This window comes from Fodinicola feengrottensis, from assembly GCF_039530045.1.
GTDB classification, from domain to species: domain Bacteria; phylum Actinomycetota; class Actinomycetes; order Mycobacteriales; family HKI-0501; genus Fodinicola; species Fodinicola feengrottensis.
Genome location: NZ_BAAANY010000008.1, coordinates 194725 through 210450, shown reverse-complemented (window position 1 = coordinate 210450; position 15726 = coordinate 194725). Strand labels below are relative to the sequence as shown.

Genomic DNA, 15726 nt, shown 5'->3' with positions numbered 1-15726 from the left:
CTGTGCTCGACCTCATGGTGTTCAGCCCGGACTCGCCCGGCTACGACACGATCCGTCGCACGGTGAACCCCGCCTACCAGCACGTACGCCCCCGACTAGTGGCTATGTGCCGCTCGGTCCAGGACGTCGTCAACGCCATCGCCTACGCGGCAGCCACTGGTGACCGGATCGCCGTTCGCAGCGGCGGCCACTGCTTCGCGGGCCGCTCGTCGACGGACGGGATCGTGCTCGACGTGTCCGGCATCGCCGACATCTCGATGGCGAATGACCAGGTCGCCACCATCGGGGCCGGTGCCCGCCTCGGCCAGGTGTACGCGGCGCTGCATGCGTACGGGCGGACCCTGCCGGCCGGGTGCGGCCAAACGGTCGGCATCGCCGGCCTCACCCTGGGCGGCGGGATTGGCTTGCTCGGACGCAAATATGGCCTGACCTGCGATCGGCTCGTCGGCGCCCAGGTCGTACTCGCGGACGGCAGCGTGGTGGAATGCGACCACCACCGCGAACCGGACCTGTTCTGGGGTTTGCGAGGCGCCGGCGGCGGCCAGTTCGGCGTCGTCACCGCACTGCGGTTCGACACCGCCCCTTCGCCGCTGACGACCCGGATACAAGCGCGCTGGTCGGGCATTGCCGTCGACAAGCTGGTCGCGGCCTGGCAAACCTGGGCACCGGACGCCCCGGACGACATCACCGTCAACCTCACTGTCGAGTCCGAACCCGGCGTACCGGTCCACGCCACTATTTTCGGAGCCGCGACTCTGGACGAGCAATCGACCCGGGAGCTGTTGCGGGAATTCACTGATCTTGCGGGCGCGCCGAGCAGCCTCGCATTGCGTACGGGTTTACCTTATCCGCTGCTGAAAAACAGCTTCGCCGATCCGCGGGAAATCCCTGAACGAGTCGTACAAAGAAAGTCGGAGTTCTTTTCCCACTCGATGTCCGGCAACACGCTGGCCGCGCTTCTGGCCCCACTCGACGATGCACCCAGCGCGGGTCGACGGCAGCTCGCGTTCACCGCGATGGGCGGGGCGTACAACAGGATCGCCGAGGACGCGACCGCGTTCGCCCATCGAAGCGAACGCTTTCTGCTCGAACACCTCGGCGAAGCCGCCGATTCGTGGGTCGACCACTCATGGACGACCGCTCACACCGACGGATCCGGGCGGGTCTATCCCAACTTTCCCGATCTCTCGCTCGAAAACTGGGCCGAGGCATATCACGCGGGAAACTACGCCCGACTGGCAGCGATCAAGAATATCTATGACCCGCAACGATTTTTCGATTTCCCGCAAGCCATCTAATCACCAGCGAAGGACAGCCATGAGCAAGGTCTTCAGCTCCCACGCCGTCTCGGTCGACGGCTATATCAGCGGTCGCAAACCCGACGGCGAGCACACTTTCGGCCGCGGCCTTGGTGAAGCGTCGATGCTTTTCAACTGGTACAACGACGGGGACACCCCGAGCAAGGTGTTCGACGGGTTCAGGCTCAGTGCGCCCAGCGCCCAGTTCTTCGACCTCATCGCGGACCGGGTGGGCGCGGCGGTGGCGGGCCGCACCACGTACGAGCACTCCGGTCATTGGGGCGGCGACAGTCCGCACCCGACGGCGCCGCTCATCCTCGTCAGCCACCGCTCGGCGCCCAAGCTCAGCTCGAAGCAGACCCTCATCACCACCGGCATCGAGGACGCCATCGCCGCCGCCAAGAAAGTCGCCGGCGACAAGGACGTCGCGCTTATGGGCGGCGGCTTGCTGACATCCGCCCTGGAAGCGGACCTCGTCGACGAGGTGATCCTGCACCAGGTGCCGATCCTGCTGGGCGGCGGCCACAGCTTCTTCCAGGAACTTCCCAAACACGTACGCCTCCGCCTGCTGGAGGTCATCGCGGCACCTGGCGTCACTCACCTGCACTACGAGGTCATTCGGTAGCCGGCGACTGGGCGAGGGACAGGCTGTTCCCGTCCGGATCCAGGACGACGACATGGCGTACGCCGTTACCGTAGGTCTCCGCCGGTTCGTGCTCAATGCCGTGGGCGGCGAGCCGGGCCAGAATGTCGTCGAGGTCGGTGACACCCAGCGTCACCATCGCGCCGCCCACCCGCTCGGCCCGTACGTCCCGGTCGTCGACCACGATGTACGCGTTCTCCCCTACCTGCCACAGATACTCCTCGCCGATGACCACGTCCGCCGGGCGCCCGAAGAACACCCCGAACCACTCGATCGCCTTCGCACTGTCACGCACTGCCATGATGCTGTACAGGTCCATGCCAGTTATCTTTCCCTACTTCGATGCGCTCACGAGTCGAAAGGTCCTCCAGTCGGACAAGTTTCAGCCAAGGTAGTCGGCGTACTCCTGACGGAGTAGCGAAAACCGTCCGCGCACGGAGGACGCGAGCCGCGAACGCGCCCTGACAGCATCGGGCCTGGGCGCGTTCCGATGGCGCGATCTTGGTTCAGGCGGAGGGAAATCGGCATGACCTCGGTTCGGCGCGCTGGAGCGATCTGCTACCTCCTGTGGGGAGTCCTGCACATCTACATAGGATTCATGCTGCTGAGCAAGCTGCTGTCAGGTGGTATCCACCAGGGTAGGGAAATCGCTTGGGGCCAGATGTACTACTCGTTCGTGGTGATTTTCGGGACGCTGGTGGCTGTCGTCGCGATCGGACTGAACTGGCGCGGCGATCCCGCCGGCTACTGGATCAACTTGGCCGTCGTCCTCAGCACGGACAGCGTCTTCGCGGTGATCATGATGGCTCCCGGATACATCACCCTCGGACAGGGCATTTCCGGTCCGATTCTGGCCGTACCGGCCATCGCGCTCACCAGCGTCGCCACGGCCTGCCGGTCGACCTCGAAATTGTCCCTGCCACCGAGCAGATAGTCGATGCGCCCACTGACATTCATCATGCGAACACGTGACAACGATCAATTGTCACGGGCCGGCACATTGGTCAAGATTAATCTATGTCAATACTTAGCATGATTGGTGCCGCCTGCGCGGCTATGTCCCTTGCCGTCACACCGGCGGCCGCTATAGGCCCGCAGGACACCATCCGGGAAATGCCCTGCAACGCTGATGGCTATTTGCGGCTGGCCGGAGACAACCTTCTCGGAGACCACTGCTACGCGTACGCGGGCACCCTCGACACCACTTATCCGGCCCACGCCCTGCGGCGGGCCAATCATTGGTACAGCGGCAACAACGCTGGCCATTTCGCGTTCAGCAGCCCCAACTGCTCGGGGTGCTACATCTATTTCCCCAAGTTCTCCAACGGCCAGGTCGATCCGAGCGACTATTACGCGCTGGGCACTATCACCTCGATCACCATCGACTGACGGGTGACGATCAGACAGAACAGGCTGTGGATCTCCTGACGGGCTTCCTCCGTCAGGTTCGCTTGTTCCAGATGGTCCAACGCGAGGCTCAGATGATGCCGGGATAGCCTTTCGGCAACAGACTTTCCACCGGCCTCTTCGATAAGGCCACTCACTCGTTCGAGGAACTCGTCGTCCCGCTGCGCGGTTTCCCATATCGCGGCGAGCGTACGGCCGGCCGGCGACTCCGATCCAAGGGCGGCGAGTACGGGAAGCGTGCGCAGCCTCTGCCGCAGGTCCCCTCGCGTCTTCTTACCGGTGACTGCGAGGTCGCCCCAAATATCCTCAACGTCATTGGCCGCCTGCCAGGCGACGCCAAGATGATTTCCGGCGGCTCGCAGCGCATGGACGGTCGACGAGGAGGCGCCGGCCAGTATCGCACCGAGGCCAAGCGCGCACTGGACCAACGAACTGGATTTGTCCGCGGCGACCCGCAGGTAGTCATCCACGGTGACCTCCAGCCGGTCCGCCAAGGTCAGTTCTCTCGCCTCTCCGGCGATGAGCCGGGCAACCGTCTCATCGACCAGATCCGCGGCCTGACGACTTTCACCGGCCACGTCCCGTAGCGCCGCATACGCGGCCGCGAGCAGCGCATCGCCGGCCAGCAGGGCGAAATTCACTCCGAACAGCGACCAGGCGGTCGGCCGGCCGCGGCGCACTGGGTCCGCGTCGACGATGTCATCATGGAGCAGAGTCCAATTGTGCACGAGCTCGACCGCGACAGCTCCGGGCAACACAGCCCTTTCGGTGCCGCCAACACCCCGCGCCGCCGCTAACAACAATGCCGAGCGTACGCATTTTCCGCTCCCGGCTTCGCCCTCGGGCGCAGCCGTACCGTCCGGCCTGGACCAGCCAAAATGGTATTGGCAAATGCGCGCGAGAGGCGGCTCCAGGCCGCCGACAACGCGACGTAAATCCGGCTCGACAAGGGCTCGAGCGGCGCCTGTCTCCATGGGCTTCGCAGGTGTGGGCAAGGTCATCGAACTCCGGTTAGGTTCTTCGCATTGCGGTTCGACAGTAGATGCGGGTTTATGAAGCGTCTAGTGACATTTATCAGCAACCAAAGCGAACTCGACGTTTCGCTTATCCGTTGCCGGAGGCGCGCTGCGAGCGAAAACGTCGAGTTCGCGGTGCGGAGGGGGAAGAAATTAGGGGGCGTTGACCGGGTCGGTGCAGACCTGGTTGTTCCCGCCGCCGACGCCGTCGTCCCAGCCGCAGGCCTGCATTGTGTTGGTGGCCAGCACCTCGGAGGTGTTGATCGGGCCTTCCCCGGCTCCGTCGCCCTGCACCACGGCGCGGTGGTTGACCGCAACGACGATGTGCATCCCGATAAACCAGCCCTGTTCGGTGAGCTCTGCGTGCACGGTGTGGTTGTCGTTGTTGTACCAAAGTTTGGCGACCATGAACCGGCCGAGCTTGGTGCTCGGTTTCTGCGCCAGCAGAGTGAACCCGGCCGGAGCCTTCGGGCTCGCGGTGCCGGCCTGCGCGGCGGTCGCGTTGAAGCCGAGGGCGCCGAACAACGCAAGTACGGCGATCGAATACCAGAGCTTTCGCATCTATCCTCTTTCTCAGCGAGGTGACTGGGGCGATGGCGAACGAATGCACAGAAAAGGATGACAGGACGACATTCCGGCCAGCAAGCTCTTCGAATGTCGTCGAAAAGCCAGAAGTGTGGATCACCTGAGAAAGGGACGACAATCGTGGAGTTCTGGATCGCGGACGTACCGATTCCGGGCCGCACAGCGGTGGCCGCGGAGCGCGCCGAGCTGGCTGGTTGGGACGGCTTGGTGCTGCCTGACACCCAGTGTGTCGCCGGCGACCCCTTCGTTGAGTTGGCATTGGCCGCCCGGCAGACCACGCGTCTTCACCTCGCCACCTGCGTGACGAACCCGATCACCCGGCATCCTTCGGTGGCGGCTTCGACGGCCGCCACTGTCCAGCTCGAGTCCGGCGGCCGCATGCATTTGGGCATGGGCCGAGGAGATTCCTCGCTCGCCCACATCGGTGTCCCGGCCGCCTCGGTCACGGCTTTGGGGGCGTACGTCGACACGGTACGGACGTATCTGGCCGGCGATGAGGTCGCGGTCGCCGGCGCCCCGGCCAGCAAGATCCGCTGGCTGCCACGACCGGGAATGCCGACCGTGCCGGTGGAAATCGCCGCCACCGGGCCAAGAGTCATCCAGATGGCGGCAACGGCCGCCGATGGGGTCTGGTTCGCCGCCGGCGCCGATCCCGGCCGGCTCGCCGGCTTGGTCGAGTTGGTTCAGCGGACCAGGGAGGCCGCCGGTCGTACGCGAACACCGTTCGCGATCGCCGCGACCGTCGCGGTGGCCTGCCTGCCGGATCCCAGCGCCGCGCGCGACCTCATCCGCGGCACGACCGCGTCGTTCGCCCGATTCAGCGCGATGCACGGCGAGGTCACCGCCGATGCGCCGACCGAGCATCGAGAGGCACTCGCCACGTTGGGCCGCGATTACGACATGAACCAGCACGGATGGACAGCCGCCCCGCACACCACCGCATTGTCGGACCAGTTCATCGACCGATTCTCGGTGGCCGGCAGCACCACCACGGTGATCGCACGGCTGGCCGACATCCTGGCTACCGGAATCCAGCGGCTCATCGTCCTGCCGCGCTCCCTGGACTCCGATTCAGACCTCGCCGAGCGCAGCGTGGCCGCCCTATCCGCGGAAGTGCTACCCGCATTGCGGGAGCTTGCCCTTTAAGACTGGGGAACCACGGTGAATCCGCGGCGAATACTGGCTCGCCGTACGACCGACCCTTGCGCAAGCCGAACCACCGCCCTAGCATCCATCTGTCATTTGGGAGATAGCTTCGATATCTCGAAGACTTGCAGCAGGAGGCAGCATGTCCTCTCAGTTGTCCCGCCGGCACCTGCTCCGCCTCACCGCGGGAGGGGTAGCCGGCGGAGCACTCGCCGCCGCCGGTCCCATCGGCGCCCCACCCGCGGCCGCCGACACGGTGGTCCCGATCCCGGCCGCCGCTGAACCCGATATCCAGTCCGCGCTGACCTGGTGGCCGCCGGCCCGGCAGGTGTGGACACCACTGGGCTGGAAAGGGCATCTGTTTCGATTCAACCAGTTCTACAACGGCACGGTTGTCTGTGAGCCGGGCGCGGTCCTTGCCGGCCCGAAACCCGATGTCGTGCCGTACCAGGGAAAAAACTTCCAAGTCACCGTCACCATGCCGAACCCGGACGGCAGTTTCGCTCCGTTTCCGACGGTCGACGGCGAGGACCTCTGGAACTTCGACCTCGGCCTGCGAAAACAGGGCTGGACGGCCGAAAACGACACTCCGCTGCTCTGGACCGACTTTCCGCGCCAGGAAGGCCTGGTGCTGCGCCAGTCGGTGTTCGCGCACGTCAAAGGCGGCCAGCCGGTACAGACCGCGATCGAACCAATCTATGCCTGGATCCGATTCGCCATCAACCACGTCGACGAGCGGGCGGCGCCGGGTTCCTTCTCCTTCGCGCTCCGGCTGAGCAAGGCGTTTTACAAGCTCAACGGGCAGTTCAACCAGCAGGAGGGGGTGCCGATGGTGGTACGGCCAGGCGTCGCCGCGCTGGACGGACCACTGCGAACAGACCGGATCTACAATCCGTCCGGCAAGCCACTGAATGTGCCGATCTACGACTCCGCCGGGAATGTCCGGCTGATGGTCTCCACCCCCGAGCACGGCACGATCGCCCTGACCCCGAACAGCACCCACTCCGGCGTGTACGACCTGGTGCTCGGCCTCCCGGTCAAGGTCGGCACCTACGTCGACATTCTGGTGCCGATGCTGCCGCAGCCGGTCGACGAGGCGAACCGCGAGCTCGCGCTTGGCCGCGACGGCGCACTGGCCGAATGCGAGAAATTCTGGCAGCCGACCGAGGCGACCGTCGCCGGCATCGCTACCCCTGAGCCGTACGTCACCGACTTCTTCCGCCGTGCTCCCGAACTTGCCCAGATCGTCGCGGAGAAGAGCACGGACACCCAGCTGTTCACGTTCCTGTCCGGCTCGTACGCGTACGACGTGCTGTGGAGCACGCCGACGTCGATGATTAGCCACATGTTCCTGGACCTGCTCGGATATCACGACGTTGTCGAGCAGCACATCGAGATTTACAAGGCAACACAAGGAAGTCGTACGCCGCCAGGCCCGGTCTTCGACGGCAGGTCGTGGCCGGGCTATCTGGCCACCCCAGCGTCCCTGCAGGCGATCGACTGGATGAGCGACCATGGCGCGATCCTGGAAATTCTCAGCTCCCACGCGCTGCTCACCAACCGACAGGCATTTATCGACCGCTGGCTGGATCCGATCGTGAAAGCCTGTGATTTCATCAAACAGGCCTGCGCACTGACCAACCACAACGGGGTGCAGGGACTGGTCCCGCCCGCGGTCAACACCGACGAAGGCATTGTCACCCAAGGATTCGGCAGCCAGGCTTGGACGTACAAGGGCCTGCGGTCGGCGATACGACTGCTGCAGCGGGTCAATCATCCGCGGGCCGCCGAGTTCGACACCTTCGCGACCGGATTCCAGCAGACCTTCGGCACCGCGATCCGTGCTCTCGCGGCGAAATCCGCCACCTGGACCGACCAGGACGGGCAGCCCCAGCCGGTTCTGCCGGCGAGTTTCACTGGCGAACGCGGCTCCTTTCCAGAGCTGGTCATGTTCGACACCGGCGCATTGATGTCCGTCTGGGCGGGCCTGCTGCCGGCCGATGACCCGCTGATGCGGTCGTACGTGGAGTTCTTCCGGGTCGGGCCGAACACCCAACTTTTCGATTCCGCCCACCACAACGCCCTCGACCGGGTGGTGCTCGACCACGAACAGTCCTCCGCGGAACCCTGCTACAGCTGGAATCTCTTTCACACCTGGCAACGGGGCGACCGGACCCGCTATCTGGAAGGCATGTACGGGCTGTTCGCCGGCGCGATCTCGCAGGACACGTACATTTCCTGCGAACATCGCAACGCCATCTACGGCAACCTGTTCGCCGCGCCGCTGATCACCTGGGCGGCTCGGCACGCTGTCATCGACGACGAAATCGTCGACGGCGACCTGCATTTGCTCCGGCTCTGCCCGCTGGCCTGGGTTTCCACCCAGACAACGATTTTCGACCGGATACCGACCCGCTTCGGGCCGGTCAGCCTACGATTCACACTGTCGGCCGACCGCGGAACCCTCACCGTCACCTTCGCCAGCCAATGGCACCATCGGCCGGGCCACCTCGTGCTGCATCCGCCACCCGTGCCCGGTCTGCAGTCGGTGGTCGTCAACGGGCAGACGTACGGCAGCGACCAGCCGATCGGACTTGCGTTGTGACCGGCCGGACGCGGACCGCGGCGCTGATCGCGGCGGCGATTTTGGCTTTGTCCGTACCAGCGACGGGCGCCTCGGCGAGTGGGCCGCTGCCGCCGCGGCATCGGCTTGAACTCTCGGCCACGAACCATCGTCCCACCGCCAAGGCCGCCGTTTCGCAGGCCGGCGCGAGCGTGGTCGCCGGGCATCCCGACGCGATCAGCGATCAACTGTGGATTTATCCCCATAATGGCGCGACCAGCGGTAACCCGTGGACGAGCAGGACCGTGGCCGGCGGCCAGTGGCGGTTCGCGGACGTGCTGCTGGTCGGTGATGTGACCGGCGACGGTCACCCGGACGTCGTCGCCCGCGACCCGGCCGTCGACAACGGCACGTTGTGGATATATCCGAACAACGGCTCCACCACAGGAAATCCCTGGACCAGCCGATTTTCCGCCGGCACCGGCTGGAATATCGCCAACGCGATCATGCTGGCAGACGTGACCGGCGACGGGCACCCAGATATCGTGGCCCGCGACCCAGCCGTCGACAACGGCACCCTGTGGATATATCCCCACAACGGCTCCACCACCGCAAACCCGTGGACCAGCCGGTTCTGGGCCGGCACCGGCTGGAACCTCGCCACCGCGCTCATGCTCGGCGATGTGACCGGCGACGGCCACCCGGAGATCGTGGCTCGCGACGCGACAGGCAGTTTGTGGATATACCCCAACAGTGGCGCACTCACCAGCAATCCGTGGACGTCGTCAAGGTATCCGGCTGGTACCGGCTGGAATCTGGCCGACACGCTCATGCTCGGCGATGTGACCGGCGACGGTCGCCCTGACGTAGTCGCTCGCGACCGTACCGGCGCACTGTGGATTTACCCGGGAAATGGCTCCACGGCCGGAAATCCGTGGACGACCAGCCGGGTCGCGGCCGGCATCGGCTGGCAACTGGCCGACCGGCTCATCCTCGCCGATGTGACCGGCGACGGTCACCTGGACATCGTCGCGCGCCCCGGCGGCGATCTCTGGCTCTACCCGTACAACGGCTCGGCGAACGGAAATCCTTGGACCTCGCGAATTTCTGCCGGTACGAGTTGGGGCGCGATTGACGACCTCGCGATCGGCGATGTCACCAACGACGGCCATCTCGACTTGGTCGCTCGCGATCCCAGCCTCGACAACGGCACGCTTTTCGTTTACCCAGGCGATGGTTCGGTCACCGCGAACCCGTGGACGGCCGCACCGGTGGCGGCCGGCACCGGCTGGGATCTCGCCACCGCGCTGGCGGTCGGCGATCTCACTGGAGACGGCCATCGTGACGTACTTGCCCGCGACGCCAGCGGAAACCTGTGGATCTACCCGAACAATGGCGGCACGACCGGCAATCCCTTCACGGTCGCCCGCCAGTGGGCCGGTACGGGCTGGAACACCGCGAAAACGCTGGCGCTGGGCGATGTGGACGGCGACGGTGTCGCGGATCTCATCGACCAGGAACAGGACGGCTCGATGTGGATTTACCTGGCGGCGACGCCCAACACGCCGGTACGCGTCGACGGCGACTGGACGGCCACCAATGCGGTTGCTGTCGCGGACGTGGACGGCACCGGCAAGCCAAATCTGATCACTCGCGACACCAGCGGCTCGCTGTGGATCTACGCCAACAACGGCTCATCCACCACGAATCCGTGGACAACTCGGCGTACGGCCGGCACCACCTGGCAATACGCCGGCCCGGTGTTGCTCTGACCGGACGCCAAAGATTGTCTACTAACAGTACAAAATAACCGTCGCGATCGCGGGCACGACCCAGAGGTCAACACGTCTCACTGTCACGCCGATGCCATGCCGTCGTCGCGCCGCTGCCATCGGCTGCGCGGCGGTCTAAGCTCCCGTTATGCGAGTAGTGCTGACAATCATCACCGCGGCCAGCCTCGCCGTGCTGGTGCTCGTCTGGTGGGCGGCTCCCTGGTACTTCGCCACCAAGAGCGACGAGACCACTCGGTCCCGAGTGCTGCACGTCTTCAAAACTTCCTTTCCGGAACCGTGGCTGTTGATCGTGATTCCGGCATACGTGGTGGTTCTCGCGCTGATACCGGGGGCCGTGTGGCACTCGGTGCAGTTCTGGAATCCTGCCTTGGCCACGGCCGGCACGGCCTGCGTTGTCCTGTCGGTGGCCTTGATGTGCTGGGCTCGCTGGACCCTGGGGACGATGTGGGCGGCTCGGCCGCTGGTGCAGGACCACCACGAGCTGTGCACCAGCGGTCCGTACCGTTTCGTCCGCCACCCGATTTACACGGGATTGCTCGGGATCATCGTCGGCGTCACCCCGCTGGCCGGTTTCGGATCTCTGCTCGCGGCCTGTCTTTTCCTGTTCGTGTTCGTCTATATCCGCGTCAGACGGGAAGACCGGATGATGATCAGGACTTTTGGCGAACGCTATGAGACCTATCGCCGGCAGGTGCCCGCGGTGATTCCCTTCACCCGCTGGCGGCGAGTTTGACTCATTCGCCGGGCGCGAGCGTACGGGCGACCACCGCGGCGGCACTGGCGACGAGCGGCTCGTCCCAGCCGGCATCCTGAGTAAATTTGGTCGTCAGCACGGCGATCACGATCGGTGTCCCATGCGTCGTCCACACAACGCCGACATCGTTGGCCGTGCCGTAGTCGCCGGAGCCGGTCTTGTCGCCGATCACCCAACCCGACGGCAGGCCGGCGTGGAACCGGTTCGCGCTGGTGGTGTTGGCCTTCAGCCAACCGGTCAGCCGTTCGCGGTGTTCGGGACACAACCCTTCCCCGAGGACCAGCCGGCGATAGTCGCCGGCGAACGCGGCTGGTGTCGTCGTGTCGCGCAGGTCGCCTGGGATCGAGGTGTTCAGGGTGGGCTCGTTGCGGTCCAGCCGGGTGTACGGGTCGCCGAGCGACCGAGCGACCTGGGTGACGGCGGAAGGCCCGCCGATCAGCCGCAGCAGCAGGTTGGCGGCGGTGTTGTCGCTGTAGTCGATGGCCGCCGCGCAGAGGTCGGAGACGCTCATGCCCGTACCAACATGGTCCTTGGTGATCGGCGAACCGTCGATCACGTCCTTCTGCGTGTACGTGATGACCCGTTTGAGGAACTCGCCGTCGTGGTCGCGCCGCAGGATGGCGGTCACCGCCAGGGTCTTGAAGGTCGAGCACATCGGGAAACGCTCGCCCGCGCGGTAGGCGACGGTGGCGCCCGTACGTGTGTTGGTCGCCCACACACCAAGGCGTGCGCCGTGCTGACTTTCCAGCGCCTGCAGCTCACTGTTCGTCGTCTTGTCGCCGCGCACCAGCAGCGCGGGGGCGAGCACGCCGACGGCGGACAGGGCAAGCAGCGAACGGCGGGTGATATCTGGCATCTGGCACTCCATTTCAGCGGTTGTCTGTTTTGAGCCAACCAGCGCGCGCCTGTCCATGTCCAAGAGACATATTTGAACTACCTATATCTTTTTGATATGAGTAGGTGGTGGACCTGTTCGCGCACCTGGAGGCATACGTCGCCGTCGCCGAAGAACGGTCCTTCTCCCGCGCCGCCGACTTGCTCCATATCGCCCAGCCAGTGCTCAGCCGCCGGATCAAGGTCCTGGAGAAACACTTCGGCGGCACCCTTTTTGACCGTACGCACCGGCAGATCACCAGCACCGAACTCGGCGTCCTGCTGCTGCCTCACGCAAAGGACGTGCTCAGCCGAGCGGACCGGCTGACCCAGGTCGCGCGGGAGGCGCTGGCCCCGACCGCGTACACGCTGGGGGTGCCGACGGACTGCGATCCGGCGGCGCTCGCGCGGGTGCTGCGAGCGGCCGCCGAGCGGGGCATCACGGTCGGCGTACGAGAGCTGCCAGCGGCTGAGCGAGATGCTGGCTCACTGGCGTTTGCACTGCTCAGGGTGCCACCAGAACGAGCGCGATTGCGGGTGCCGATGGGCCTTTCGGGGGCTGTTCCGGCGAGCCGGCGAGTGCACCTGGAGAGCCTGCGGCCGCGTCGCGGCGACTCCGCAGTGGCGCCGCCGATCCTGGTCACCGCCGAGGACACGGCCAGTTTCGCGATCGACCGGATCCGTACGGCGGCCGCCCGGGCCGGCCTGCCAGCGGCGCGCGTACGCACCGTCGGGGCGACCGGGAGCGCGGTCGCCCAGGCACTGGCCGGTCACGCACTGCTGCTATGCCCTGAGCCGTACGCGCGACGGCACGGCCTGCCGTGGTCGCCGCTGGCCGACCCGTCGCTGGACCGCGGCTACGATCTGGCGGGTCGCGACACCGACTGGCTGGAGCCGCTGCTCGCCGAGGCCGTCGGCGCCGTACGCACCGCTGTCCCGCGGCCGGCCGCAGTGCACAAACCGGTCGACACAGACGACCGGCGAACCCGGCTGGCGGCCAGCGGATGACCCACCCGGCGTATGTGGCGACCACCGCAGAACTGCTGTCCGTCGCCGAGTCGATCGCCCGGCACTGGCACCAGGTCGGCGCCGACGGGCACCTGCTCGCCCGCAACCTCGACACCGGCGCGGAGCTGGGCTTCGACGTGGACACCCCGGTGCCGCTGGCCTCGGTGGTCAAGGTCCCGCTGGCGCTGGTCGTCCTGGACGCGGTCGCCGCCGGGACACTCGACGCGGCCATGCCGCTGACCGTCGATCCGGCTACCAAAAGCGTCGGGCCAACCGGCATCGCGGCCTTCCGCTATCCGGCCACGGTGGCCGTCGGCGACCTCGTCCACCAGATGCTGACCGTCAGCGACAACGCCGCCGGGGACGCGCTTTTTGACCTGATGGGCGTGTCCGCGATCGACCAGCGGCTGCGTGACTGGGATTGTCCGGGCGTACGAGTGCGACATCGGATGAACCGGATGTACGAGTGTGCCGCCGGGGCCGCCAACAACGACTTCGGGCTCGCCCTGCAGCTGGCCATCCGCGACGAGCTGTCCATCGAGACCCTCGACCCGGCGCACGCGAACACCGGCAGCGCGGCCGCTTTGGTGACATTGCTGGAACGGATCTGGCTGGACCGGATCTCCCAGCCGTCCGCCACCGCCGAGGTGCGCCGGATAATGGGTCTGCAGGTTTTCCATCAGCGGCTTTCCAGCGACCTGCGCTCGGACACTCTGCACGTCAGCGGCAAGACCGGCACTTTTCTGCACCTGCGCCACGAAATCGGCGTCATCGCGGCCGAGTCCGGCGACCGGGTCGCGATCGCCGCACTCACCCGGTCCCGCCGCCCAGCCACCCTCGCCGCCGACATCGACCTCGCCATCGGCACAGCCGCAAGAGCCGCCTTCGAAGCCCTCCGCCCCTGACCCGTACGCCCACCAGCTGGTCAACCTACAGTTATCGGACAACTCTTGTGGGTGACGTACGGATCTGCTGAAGTAACAAGCATGGCGCGCAGATCACTACTGGCGGAGGTCATCCGGGCCCAAGAGCAACGTCGTCGCGCGCAGGAGCGGACGCAGCGGGAGTGGGGCATTGCGCAACGGCGTGCAGAGCAGGAGATGCAGCGGGCGGAGCGCGACGCTACCCGGCAAGCCGCTGCCGATGGCCGGGAGCGGGAACGCCTGCTGCACGAGGACGGCACGGCGAGCGCCGAGCGATTGTCTCGGGAGGTTGAGCAGCGAATGGCCGCACTCAACGGCCTGTTGGTAGCCGCACTGGGAAGCCAGCAAGGATTGTCCTTTGCCGCGATGCGCCAGCGGCCGCGGGCGGCCACGTTCAGCCCCAGACCCGATCTGTTGCCATCTCCACCACCGCAGTGGGAGCAGTTTGCTCCCCTCAGCCCAGCTCCGACCGGACTTTCCGCAAGGTTCGGTGGAAAAACACGATACGAACAACAGATAGCGTTGGCGCAGCACAATTACGCCCAGGCCATGGCCAATTATCAGCGCGCTGAGGGAGACCGCCAAGCGCGCCTCGCCCAGGCTCGGGCGAATTTCGAAAACGCAGCTAATGCCGAGCGGGCGGAGGTGGCACGGCATAACGCTGAGGTCGACGCGTTGGAGACCGGATTCCAGGCCGGCGAAACCGAAGTAGTGGAGGACTGCTTTAGTCTGCTGCTCGCGCGGTCCGGCTACCCTGCGGACTTTCCCGACGATCGCCGGGTGGCATATCGACCAGAGCCACGCGAACTGTGGGTCGAGGTCGAATTGCCTGACCGTACGGTAGTGCCCGAGGAACGCGGATTCCGTTACGTGAAAACCCGAAAACAGATCGACACACTGCCCCGGCCGGAGCGAGAGGTGAAGCAAACATACGCCTCCGTCGTCGCACAAACCGCGCTGCGAACACTCTATGAGTGCTTCTCGGTCGATGCGCGGGGCCTGGTGGACACGGTCGTTTTCAACGGTCACCTCAGCACTCGGGATCCCGCCACCGGCTCGCCGATCCATCCGTGCCTGGTGAGTGTGAGCGCCAACCGCGAGACGTTCGATGGGTTCGAACTGGCTCACCTGGATCCAGTTGCCTGCCTGAAACACCTCAACGCGTTGGTGTCATCCCATCCGTACGACCTCGAGTCCGTCGAACCGGTGGTGGATTTCGACAAGGCCAAGTTCAAGTTCACCGACGAGTTCGATGCCGCCGCGGAACTGGACGGCCGCTACGACCTGCTGAAGATGGATCCCTACAAGTTCGAGCAACTGATCCGGCAGCTGTTTGAAAAGATCGGGATGAAGTCGTGGGTCACCCAACCATCTCGTGACGACGGCATCGACGGCGTGGCGATCAACGAGGATCCGATTCTCGGCGGGGTTTGCGTTATCCAGGCCAAACGCTACAAACGCGTGGTGGAGGCCGACGCCGTCCGCGCACTGTGGGGCGCGATGGAGGACAAGCAGGCGACCACCGGCATTCTGGTCACAACCTCGTGGTTCGGCAGTACGGGCCGGCAGTTCGCGGCCAACCACCGAGAGCGGCTCCGATTGATCGAAGGTGCCGAGCTGAAGCATCTGCTAGCCGAGCACCTCCAGCTCGACGTCCGGATCGGTCTGGATCGGCCACCGCCTCGACGCCGGTAGCCGACTTCACCCGAGTCTGGGC

The 15726-nt window shown here is 65.6% G+C and carries 15 protein-coding genes; 11 read left to right on the top strand and 4 right to left on the bottom strand.

Going from position 1 to position 15726, the window contains the following annotated elements; all coding sequences use genetic code 11:
- The first annotated feature begins 2 nt into the window (after positions 1-2).
- Both ABD301_RS10660 and ABD301_RS10655 read left to right on the top strand, forming a co-directional pair.
- Positions 3-1298, top strand: coding sequence for an FAD-binding oxidoreductase (locus ABD301_RS10660; RefSeq protein ID WP_344309411.1), 1296 nt, complete (start codon positions 3-5; stop codon positions 1296-1298).
- A gap of 19 nt (positions 1299-1317) precedes the next feature.
- Positions 1318-1923, top strand: coding sequence for a dihydrofolate reductase family protein (locus tag ABD301_RS10655; RefSeq protein WP_344309409.1), 606 nt, complete (start codon positions 1318-1320; stop codon positions 1921-1923).
- On the opposite strand, the gene ABD301_RS10650 is transcribed toward ABD301_RS10655, so the two are convergent.
- On the bottom strand, positions 1913-2260 hold the full coding sequence (locus ABD301_RS10650; protein ID WP_344309407.1) for a VOC family protein: 348 nt from the start codon (positions 2258-2260) through the stop codon (positions 1913-1915). The two genes, ABD301_RS10655 and ABD301_RS10650, sit on opposite strands and share 11 nt — an antisense overlap.
- Positions 2261-2467: 207 nt before the next feature.
- Here ABD301_RS10650 and ABD301_RS10645 point away from each other — a divergent pair, with 207 nt between their 5' ends.
- On the top strand, positions 2468-2875 hold the full coding sequence (locus ABD301_RS10645; RefSeq protein WP_344309405.1) for a hypothetical protein: 408 nt from the start codon (positions 2468-2470) through the stop codon (positions 2873-2875).
- A gap of 83 nt (positions 2876-2958) precedes the next feature.
- Positions 2959-3330: a hypothetical protein gene (locus ABD301_RS10640; protein ID WP_344309403.1), complete on the top strand. Its 372-nt coding sequence runs from the start codon at positions 2959-2961 to the stop codon at positions 3328-3330.
- On the opposite strand, the gene ABD301_RS10635 is transcribed toward ABD301_RS10640, so the two are convergent.
- Together ABD301_RS10635 and ABD301_RS10630 are read right to left on the bottom strand one after the other, a co-directional pair.
- Entirely contained in the window at positions 3291-4322 is a 1032-nt protein-coding gene (locus ABD301_RS10635) for a polyprenyl synthetase family protein (RefSeq protein ID WP_344309401.1), read from the bottom strand. The two genes, ABD301_RS10640 and ABD301_RS10635, sit on opposite strands and share 40 nt — an antisense overlap.
- Positions 4323-4517: 195 nt before the next feature.
- A complete protein-coding gene (locus ABD301_RS10630; RefSeq protein WP_344309399.1) occupies positions 4518-4925 on the bottom strand; it encodes a hypothetical protein in 408 nt (135 codons plus the stop codon).
- Positions 4926-5069: 144 nt separating this feature from the next.
- On the opposite strand from ABD301_RS10630, the gene ABD301_RS10625 reads away from it, so the two are divergent.
- From ABD301_RS10625 to ABD301_RS10610, 4 genes are all read left to right on the top strand, one after another.
- Positions 5070-6095, top strand: a complete 1026-nt coding sequence (locus tag ABD301_RS10625; protein ID WP_344309396.1) for an LLM class flavin-dependent oxidoreductase — start codon at positions 5070-5072, stop codon at positions 6093-6095.
- Positions 6096-6237: 142 nt separating this feature from the next.
- A complete protein-coding gene (locus ABD301_RS10620) occupies positions 6238-8700 on the top strand; it encodes a hypothetical protein (RefSeq protein WP_344309394.1) in 2463 nt (820 codons plus the stop codon).
- Complete coding sequence (locus ABD301_RS10615; protein ID WP_344309392.1) at positions 8697-10430, top strand: FG-GAP repeat domain-containing protein; 1734 nt, start codon at positions 8697-8699, stop codon at positions 10428-10430. The genes ABD301_RS10620 and ABD301_RS10615 overlap by 4 nt, the downstream gene beginning before the upstream one ends.
- 148 nt (positions 10431-10578) lie before the next feature.
- On the top strand, positions 10579-11184 hold the full coding sequence (locus ABD301_RS10610) for a methyltransferase family protein (protein ID WP_344309389.1): 606 nt from the start codon (positions 10579-10581) through the stop codon (positions 11182-11184).
- A 1-nt stretch (position 11185) separates the two neighbouring features.
- Here ABD301_RS10610 and bla read toward each other — a convergent pair whose 3' ends face one another.
- Entirely contained in the window at positions 11186-12061 is an 876-nt protein-coding gene (gene bla, locus ABD301_RS10605) for a class A beta-lactamase (protein ID WP_344309387.1), read from the bottom strand.
- 104 nt (positions 12062-12165) lie between these two features.
- On the opposite strand from bla, the gene ABD301_RS10600 reads away from it, so the two are divergent.
- From ABD301_RS10600 to ABD301_RS10590, 3 genes are read left to right on the top strand one after another with little or no spacing between them, the layout of a single operon-like run.
- Positions 12166-13086, top strand: a complete 921-nt coding sequence (locus tag ABD301_RS10600; RefSeq protein ID WP_344309385.1) for a LysR family transcriptional regulator — start codon at positions 12166-12168, stop codon at positions 13084-13086.
- Entirely contained in the window at positions 13083-13991 is a 909-nt protein-coding gene (locus ABD301_RS10595; protein WP_344309383.1) for a serine hydrolase, read from the top strand. The genes ABD301_RS10600 and ABD301_RS10595 overlap by 4 nt, the downstream gene beginning before the upstream one ends.
- Before the next feature lie 51 nt (positions 13992-14042).
- Complete coding sequence (locus tag ABD301_RS10590; RefSeq protein WP_344310014.1) at positions 14043-15704, top strand: restriction endonuclease; 1662 nt, start codon at positions 14043-14045, stop codon at positions 15702-15704.
- Positions 15705-15726: the final 22 nt, after the last annotated feature.

Bases quoted from the DNA above. Each gene is read 5' to 3' on its own strand.
- ABD301_RS10655 (WP_344309409.1), top strand. From the start codon at position 1,318: ATGAGCAAGGTCTTCAGCTCCCACGCCGTCTCGGTCGACGGCTATATC.
- ABD301_RS10650 (WP_344309407.1), bottom strand. From the start codon at position 2,260: ATGGACCTGTACAGCATCATGGCAGTGCGTGACAGTGCGAAGGCGATC.
- ABD301_RS10645 (WP_344309405.1), top strand. From the start codon at position 2,468: ATGACCTCGGTTCGGCGCGCTGGAGCGATCTGCTACCTCCTGTGGGGA.
- ABD301_RS10640 (WP_344309403.1), top strand. From the start codon at position 2,959: ATGTCAATACTTAGCATGATTGGTGCCGCCTGCGCGGCTATGTCCCTT.
- ABD301_RS10635 (WP_344309401.1), bottom strand. From the start codon at position 4,322: ATGGAGACAGGCGCCGCTCGAGCCCTTGTCGAGCCGGATTTACGTCGC.
- ABD301_RS10630 (WP_344309399.1), bottom strand. From the start codon at position 4,925: ATGCGAAAGCTCTGGTATTCGATCGCCGTACTTGCGTTGTTCGGCGCC.
- ABD301_RS10620 (WP_344309394.1), top strand. From the start codon at position 6,238: ATGTCCTCTCAGTTGTCCCGCCGGCACCTGCTCCGCCTCACCGCGGGA.
- ABD301_RS10610 (WP_344309389.1), top strand. From the start codon at position 10,579: ATGCGAGTAGTGCTGACAATCATCACCGCGGCCAGCCTCGCCGTGCTG.
- bla (WP_344309387.1), bottom strand. From the start codon at position 12,061: ATGCCAGATATCACCCGCCGTTCGCTGCTTGCCCTGTCCGCCGTCGGC.
- ABD301_RS10595 (WP_344309383.1), top strand. From the start codon at position 13,083: ATGACCCACCCGGCGTATGTGGCGACCACCGCAGAACTGCTGTCCGTC.